This is a genomic window from Caminibacter sp., assembly GCF_053999135.1.
In genome coordinates this window covers 1-5,206 of record NZ_JBMXVQ010000054.1, presented here as the reverse complement: position 1 = coordinate 5,206, position 5,206 = coordinate 1, and the positions used below count along the sequence as shown (strand labels likewise).

Genomic DNA, 5,206 nt, shown 5'->3' with positions numbered 1-5,206 from the left:
TGTTTTTAAATATTCGTCAATTAAATAAAAAATTGTTATAATTCTTTGCTCCATAAAAACCTCCCAAAGCTTTTTATGGAGCTCTAACAATTTTTATTCCATTTTAACTAGCAATTTGGGTTAATTTATTAAAAAGAAAATATAATTTATCTTTTTTCACAAAGTTTTTTTTAAATGAAATACATAACAATATAATATCTCAAAACATTGACGATTTAAAAGTACTTGAAAACTTTTATTTTAAAGAGATTAAAAAAGAATATGATTTTGTAAATGATGAAAAATTCATTAATGATTTAATAAAAGCCCAAATAGAAAATTTACATTTTGCTTTCTTCATACAAATACTTCTTTTAGCCACTTTCAATTTTTTTAATATAAAAAACTTTTATACTACAAAAGAATTATTGGAAATAAAAAAGATAATCTCTAATATTCATAATTTTTTAAATTGTATTACAGATTTAAATAAAAAAGAATATTCACTTTCTTATGTAATAGAAGATGAATTTCATAATGATATTTCTATTTTAAAAAACCTATTCCCAACTATCAAACAAACTATAGAAGAGCTTATGACAAAAGGCAAACCCGTAAATAAAGAAACGATAAAAGAGTTCAAAATAGAGCTTGAAACGGGAGCGATACTTTCAACCAACAATGAGCCAACCGACCCAAAAGACAAACAGATATGTGAATTACTCCAATACGCCCCGCCAGCGTTTAAAGATAAGATAATTGAGAAGTTATTGCAATATAAAAAAGATATTGAGGAGCTGTAATGAGTAAAATAACCATCGATAATGTTGAAAAAGCCTTACCGTATCTTGATAAAATTAATTCTTTCGCTACAAAACTTGAATGGGTAGAACCAGTATATATTACTGCAGTAAAAGCTCATAAAGTGTTTAATAACGATAATACTTTAACTAAAAATACTTATATAGATAGTATGCTTTTAAACAGTTACAATCAGTCTAAAACTTATTCTCCGATAGAACATATTCACTCAAGAGGTGAAAATATTGAAACTACTGCTAAACATATCGCTGAAGTAATGTTAAAAAATTATATTCATTTACCGGATATAGATAAAAAAGACTTAAAAGACTATATGATTTATCTATTTACGGAAATGATGAATAATGTTATAGACCACTCTCAGTCTTCAATAGGCGGCTATACAATGGCTCAGTATTATCCTACACATAAAAGTATTCAATTTTCAATAGCTGATAAAGGAATTGGCTTTTTAGAGAATGTAAAAGATGAGGTTGAAGCTATTGAAAAAGCATTGGAAAAGGGATTTACAGCAAATAAAACAAATCAGTTATATGGTAGTGCATATAGAAATGCAGGTTATGGTCTTTATATAATGAGCGAAATAATTAAGCAGGTAGGTGGTAAATTTATCATAATTTCCAATAACGGCTTATATAGATACAATGCTTTAAATGATAAATATGAGAAAAAAATTTTAGATTACTCTTTTAATGGTGTTTTAGTAGCATTTGAATTTAAAGAAGAAAAAATCAACTTTTCAATGCAAGAGATGATAAACTTTTTACTTGCAGAAGATGAAGAGGATTTTTATTAAGCAACTTCTGCGTGTCTCTTTTTAGAATAAGAAATAACCAAGTTTATTGTTTTCTTAATAGCAGTAGAAACATTCTCTATAAGTAATTTGCCTTTTATATAATCAGTTCCAAAAGCCCTTACAAAAATTCCAAAAATTTCATCCAAAAAAGACTGAGTAGCCAATTCAATATCTGAAAAGTCTAAAATGACTTTTTCTCCTCTGTCTAATAAAGGCTTAATAATATTTCTTACTTTTTCCCCATTATGTCTACTGCCTAATTCTCTACTTCCTAAAAAATCTTTTAATACTACTCTCCTCATCTTCTCTCCTTTGTCTTTTGAAATTATACCATAAAGTATTATATAGTTTTATCTGATTGTAAATAATATCGTTTTTGCTAAAAATAACTTAAATAAGAGCAGGTGTAAATAATTTTTTCGCATATTACTCCTCAAAATATACTTCTATTTCGCTCTAAAACAGCCCTACAATCAAAAAATCACCTCAGCAGGTATGGGAATAATAACCTAAAAGAAAAAATAGGCTTATTTCGGCTCTATTATCTCCAGCATTTCCTGATTTACCTGCTGTGTGGAAGAGTGATAATTGATACTTACATACCTGTTAATTATCGTTGCGTTGATTTTCATTCGACTTTGCATCTGCTATCCAATAGTAATTATTTTCAAAGTCGATATTTTCCCATCTAAAAGCAAGTATTTCGCTTTTTCTTCTGCTTAAGTATTTTAAGTTTAATTAATTTATTGATAAAATTTTAAAAAAAAGGCAAATAATGAAAAAAAGAGAATTTACTGCTGCTTCAAGATTGAGATGTAGTACAAAAATCTTATTAAAAGAAAAAAGAGTTTTAAAAAGATTAAGAAATAAAAAAGCAAGACAATCTAAAAATCCTAAAACAATTTACAAAACAACAAGCGCTTGGAATTTAATTTAACTTATTAAAAATCACAGTATCTAAGAAGTTTTAAGTTAAGTGGCGGAGAGGGTGGAATTCGAACCCACGGTACCTTACGGTACAACGGCTTTCAAGGCCGCCGCCTTCGACCACTCGGCCACCTCTCCTCTGTGGATTGAAATTATAATAAAATTTAAAATATTTTGCAAATAAAATTGATAAAATTTTAAAGGTTTTTAAAAAGAAGATAAAAAAAAATATTACAAACCCTAAAAAAGTTCCGATAAATGTAGAATACATAGTAGTTTTCCCCTAAAATTTCAAGAAAAACAAACACAAGAATTTTTCGAATAAAACCCTTATTAAATAAGATTTACAAGATAGAAATATTTTTAAAAGAAGGTGCGGAATTAATAGTAACGGGAGCAGAGCTTTTTGGGGTAATAGCCGGGCTTTTTACCCTTTAGTGAACCCCGCATGCATTTTCTGGTTTAATTTCTTCTATCTCGCCTTTTAAAAATCTTTCAATACTTTCTCCTACCGTAGGAGATACATTATCAAAATATACTTTTATACCCGCTTCTTTAAATCCCATAAGAGGTCTTGCACCAATTCCGGATACTATCAACGCATCTGCTCCGAGATTTTGAATATTGCTTACCGCATTACCGCAGGCACCTCCCGCATGTCCCGGATTTTGGACAAAATTTACGTCTTTTATTTCTCCGTTTTCAATATCTACTATTACATAAAAAGGAGCTTTTCCAAAATGTGCCCCTCTTTTAGCCAAAAGCCCATCGGGAGTGGAAGTAGGAATTACTATTCTCATTTTAACTGCTCCTTTATTTTTTCAAGTACTTCAGGGGCTGTGTCACCGTCTTTTTTACTAACTTTTATTATGTTTATTCCGGCAAGTTTTAAAGCGTCTTCCATATTAGGACCAAGTGCTCTTACGACAATATAATCGCATTCATCAACCTTGCTTGCTTTTACATGTTTGTGATGATGTTCGACTTCATCGGAAGTATGTTCTTCCTGATGATGTCCGTGTTCGTGTTCATGTTCATGAGCGTGTGTATTTTCACGCAGCTCCAATAATTTACATCCGTTTTCATCACATTCAAAAATAGCAAAAAATGGAGCTCTTCCCGTTCTTGTTACGATTTCTAAGGTTTCGTCTTTTACAGGTACTGCTACTTTACTCATTATCTTCCTTTATTTCTCCCCATCCGAGGAATTCATTAGTACGCGGTAAATATAGCACATCTTTTGGACGTATGTCAATATGTAAATGTTTTAAAAGATAATCTCTAACTTCTTTAACTCTCCAGAAAAACAGCAAATCCCCCTTATAAGGAGTATTGGTCCAATGTCCTACACGTACCGGAATCTCCCATTCATTTGCGATACTGTTTTGAATTTCCACTATTAAACCTTCAAATTCCGTATCTTTTAACGCTTTATGTTCATATTCCGCTAAAGCTCTTGCATATGCTTTACAGGCATTTTTTATTTTTTCCATATTGTCGGATTTGATTTTTACATCTTCCAATACGCCTTTAAACACATCCATTCTAAAACTTTTAGTAAACTCTTTTTTCTCTAAATCAAAAACTTTTACAACTTCATTTGATATTTTATCTTCATCCAAATAGATTTTTTCAGGTATCTCAATTCCCTCAAGCACCGGATATTTCTCAAATACTCTTTTTTTCACCTCTTTAGAGATTTCTTTTAGTTTAGGCTTGCTCGTTAAATATTTTTTTACTAAATTCTCTAACGCTTTATCTTTTTTTATGTAATAAAACACAACCGCACTCTCAAGTGCTTCAAGAATAGCGTTTCTTGGCAGAAATTTGCCGTTATCGTCTTCTAAAAACCCTGTCTTCTCAAAAGAAGTAGGAGTCCAAAATATAAGCATCCCTTCTCCTTATTTAAATTCAGCCAATGCTTTATCTATTTTTTGAGAAATCTGTTCTTCAAATAAAGCAATTGTAGGCACCATCCACTCTAGCCAATATCTAGCTTCTCCGCTTTTATTTTCCCCAAAATACGCCAACGCTATTCTTCCAAATCCCATCTCTTTTTCGATTTTTTTAGCATCTCTTAAAAATCTTCTCGGAACCGGCGGTAATTCTTCATATGGAAGAGGTTTTCCTTCATCTCCGTGTTTTTTTACAAGATTAGCGGCACTTCCTAAGTTTCTTAATGCTTCGATAATATGAATAAATTTATGTTTTTTTAGAAATGCTAACAATAACTCACCTGCTGGAACATATAAAATAGGAGTATCTACATCGTCTTCTCTTAGATACACATATAAATATGCTCTTCCTTCTATCATTTCGATTTTAGCAAACATCTTTTTATTTTTTGGCAGTTCTTTTAATACTTCTATTACTTCATGTTCTACTTCGTTTTCAGTATATTTATCCCCAGCCTTTTTATTAGCAGCGGCAAAATAAGTCTCTTCACCGTCTTTTTTACCAAAAACCAAATCAAATCCCCATTTTTTAAGTGATTTTATTTTGAATTCTCTCTCTTTTTCAGGTTGTCCGAGTGTTTCAAATACCAGAGTATTTAAAAGCTGTTCACGCCTTAGTTCAGTTATCATAATTTTCTCCTTTTAGTTTTTTATAATTATAGAATTTTAGTATTTCTTTGTCAAGTTTTATGAGTAATTTATATAAATTAAAACAAAAGTGTCAGAG

At 30.4% G+C, this 5,206-nt stretch carries 8 protein-coding genes and 1 tRNA gene; 3 read left to right on the top strand and 6 right to left on the bottom strand.

Annotated elements, in window-relative coordinates:
- Nucleotides 1–407: 407 nt before the first annotated feature.
- Entirely contained in the window at nt 408–782 is a 375-nt protein-coding gene (locus tag ACXJH6_RS04555) for a hypothetical protein (RefSeq protein WP_456470580.1), read from the top strand.
- The gene (locus ACXJH6_RS04550; protein WP_456470579.1) at nt 782–1,597 is read left to right on the top strand and encodes an ATP-binding protein; all 816 of its coding nucleotides are present in this window, start codon (nt 782–784) and stop codon (nt 1,595–1,597) included. Before ACXJH6_RS04555 ends, ACXJH6_RS04550 begins: the two co-directional genes overlap by 1 nt.
- Here the strand turns inward: ACXJH6_RS04550 and ACXJH6_RS04545 are convergent.
- Nucleotides 1,594–1,899 carry an STAS-like domain-containing protein gene (locus ACXJH6_RS04545; protein ID WP_456470578.1) on the bottom strand — a complete coding sequence of 102 codons (306 nt, stop codon included), beginning with the start codon at nt 1,897–1,899 and terminating at the stop codon, nt 1,594–1,596. The genes ACXJH6_RS04550 and ACXJH6_RS04545 overlap by 4 nt on opposite strands.
- A gap of 473 nt (nt 1,900–2,372) precedes the next feature.
- Here ACXJH6_RS04545 and ACXJH6_RS04540 point away from each other — a divergent pair, with 473 nt between their 5' ends.
- On the top strand, nt 2,373–2,534 hold the full coding sequence (locus ACXJH6_RS04540) for a hypothetical protein (RefSeq protein ID WP_456470577.1): 162 nt from the start codon (nt 2,373–2,375) through the stop codon (nt 2,532–2,534).
- Between the two features lie 40 nt (nt 2,535–2,574).
- Here the strand turns inward: ACXJH6_RS04540 and ACXJH6_RS04535 are convergent.
- The 5 genes from ACXJH6_RS04535 to ACXJH6_RS04515 all read right to left on the bottom strand — a co-directional run bounded on the left by ACXJH6_RS04535 (nt 2,575) and on the right by ACXJH6_RS04515 (nt 5,109).
- Nucleotides 2,575–2,662 (bottom strand) — tRNA-Ser (locus ACXJH6_RS04535).
- 296 nt (nt 2,663–2,958) lie between these two features.
- A complete protein-coding gene (locus ACXJH6_RS04530; RefSeq protein ID WP_456470576.1) occupies nt 2,959–3,324 on the bottom strand; it encodes a NifB/NifX family molybdenum-iron cluster-binding protein in 366 nt (121 codons plus the stop codon).
- Complete coding sequence (locus tag ACXJH6_RS04525; RefSeq protein ID WP_456470575.1) at nt 3,321–3,701, bottom strand: NifB/NifX family molybdenum-iron cluster-binding protein; 381 nt, start codon at nt 3,699–3,701, stop codon at nt 3,321–3,323. The genes ACXJH6_RS04530 and ACXJH6_RS04525 overlap by 4 nt, the downstream gene beginning before the upstream one ends.
- Nucleotides 3,694–4,416: a hypothetical protein gene (locus ACXJH6_RS04520; protein WP_456470574.1), complete on the bottom strand. Its 723-nt coding sequence runs from the start codon at nt 4,414–4,416 to the stop codon at nt 3,694–3,696. Before ACXJH6_RS04520 ends, ACXJH6_RS04525 begins: the two co-directional genes overlap by 8 nt.
- A 9-nt stretch (nt 4,417–4,425) precedes the next feature.
- Nucleotides 4,426–5,109, bottom strand: a complete 684-nt coding sequence (locus ACXJH6_RS04515) for a TIGR00703 family protein (protein ID WP_456470573.1) — start codon at nt 5,107–5,109, stop codon at nt 4,426–4,428.
- Between the last annotated feature and the right edge of the window lie 97 nt (nt 5,110–5,206).

Excerpts from the sequence above, each read along its gene's own strand:
- ACXJH6_RS04525 (WP_456470575.1), bottom strand. The coding sequence starts at position 3,701 with ATGAGTAAAGTAGCAGTACCTGTAAAAGACGAAACCTTAGAAATCGTA.
- ACXJH6_RS04550 (WP_456470579.1), top strand. The coding sequence starts at position 782 with ATGAGTAAAATAACCATCGATAATGTTGAAAAAGCCTTACCGTATCTT.
- ACXJH6_RS04530 (WP_456470576.1), bottom strand. The coding sequence starts at position 3,324 with ATGAGAATAGTAATTCCTACTTCCACTCCCGATGGGCTTTTGGCTAAA.
- ACXJH6_RS04515 (WP_456470573.1), bottom strand. The coding sequence starts at position 5,109 with ATGATAACTGAACTAAGGCGTGAACAGCTTTTAAATACTCTGGTATTT.
- ACXJH6_RS04545 (WP_456470578.1), bottom strand. The coding sequence starts at position 1,899 with ATGAGGAGAGTAGTATTAAAAGATTTTTTAGGAAGTAGAGAATTAGGC.
- ACXJH6_RS04540 (WP_456470577.1), top strand. The coding sequence starts at position 2,373 with ATGAAAAAAAGAGAATTTACTGCTGCTTCAAGATTGAGATGTAGTACA.
- ACXJH6_RS04520 (WP_456470574.1), bottom strand. The coding sequence starts at position 4,416 with ATGCTTATATTTTGGACTCCTACTTCTTTTGAGAAGACAGGGTTTTTA.